The 1,115-nt window shown below is 53.5% G+C and carries 1 protein-coding gene; it reads left to right on the plus strand.

The annotated features are described in order from the left end of the window. Positions 1-76 precede the first annotated feature (76 nt). Positions 77-1,115, plus strand: a 1,039-nt coding sequence (locus KDK14_RS11695) for a phosphoenolpyruvate carboxylase (protein ID WP_257265299.1), incomplete at its 3' end; no start/stop codon positions are given.

The raw sequence follows: 1,115 nt of genomic DNA on the forward strand, positions 1-1,115 counted from the left end.
GGTCAGGCTTGCCCTGACGACTTATGGAGGCAAAGTTGGCCGGAACAACATCGCAAGGCAAAAAAGGCAAAGAGCCATGTCAGAAAAGCCAACTGAGAACCCATCGTCCCTGCGTCGCAATGTCAATATGCTGGGTACCTTGCTCGGTGACGTCATCCGGGACCACAAGGGAGAAGACTTCTTCAATAAAATCGAGTCTATTCGTCAGTTGTCCAAGGCAGCCCGCAGTGTTGCCGTGGACGATGACGGCGTGAATGAACAGCAGGCACTGTTAGACCTGTTGCATAGCCTGCCGGATGATGAGCTGGTCCCTGTCGTACGCTCTTTCAGCCATTTCCTGAATCTCACCAATATTGCCGAGCAGTTTCACCTGGTATCCAGGGAGTGTGAAACCAGCTACTGCGTGCCTGATCACTTTCGTGAACTGCTCAAGGCATTGAAGCAGAAAGGTCTCAGCGATCAGCAGATTGCCGGAAAAGTATCGGAACTGGATGTTGAGGTGGTTCTGACAGCGCACCCGACCGAAGTAACCCGTCGTACATTAATTCAGAAATATGAGCAGATATTCCAGTGCCTGAATGATCTGGAAAACCAGTCGCTCAGTGATAACGAACAGCAGCGCATTGAACAGCGTATTCGCCAGCTGATTACCCAGGCCTGGCATACCTATGAGTTTCGCAGTAAACGACCAACACCGGTTGATGAGGCAAAAGGTGGTTTTGCCACCATTGAGCACTCCCTGTGGCATGCGGTGCCGCTGTTCGTCCGCCAGATGGATGACCACCTGCAGGCGTTCACCGGTCACCGGCTGGCGATTGATGCGGTACCTGTGCACTTTTCCTCCTGGATGGGGGGCGACCGGGATGGCAACCCATTTGTCACGGCTGAAGTGACCCGTGAAGTGTTACTGCTCAGTCGCTGGATGGCGGCAGACCTGTTTTTAAGGGATCTGAAACCATTGATCAGTGAGCTTTCCATGAACGATTGCAGTGATGAACTGCGGGCGCTGGTGGGTGACTCCCGGGAACCTTACTGGTCTGTGTTAAAAGCGTTGCGGGAACAACTGCGGCATACCCGTCAATGGTGTGAGCGAGGTCTGGCCAGACCCGGCGATG

The sequence above is a fragment of the Endozoicomonas sp. ONNA2 genome (assembly GCF_024606365.1).
Taxonomy (GTDB): domain Bacteria; phylum Pseudomonadota; class Gammaproteobacteria; order Pseudomonadales; family Endozoicomonadaceae; genus Endozoicomonas.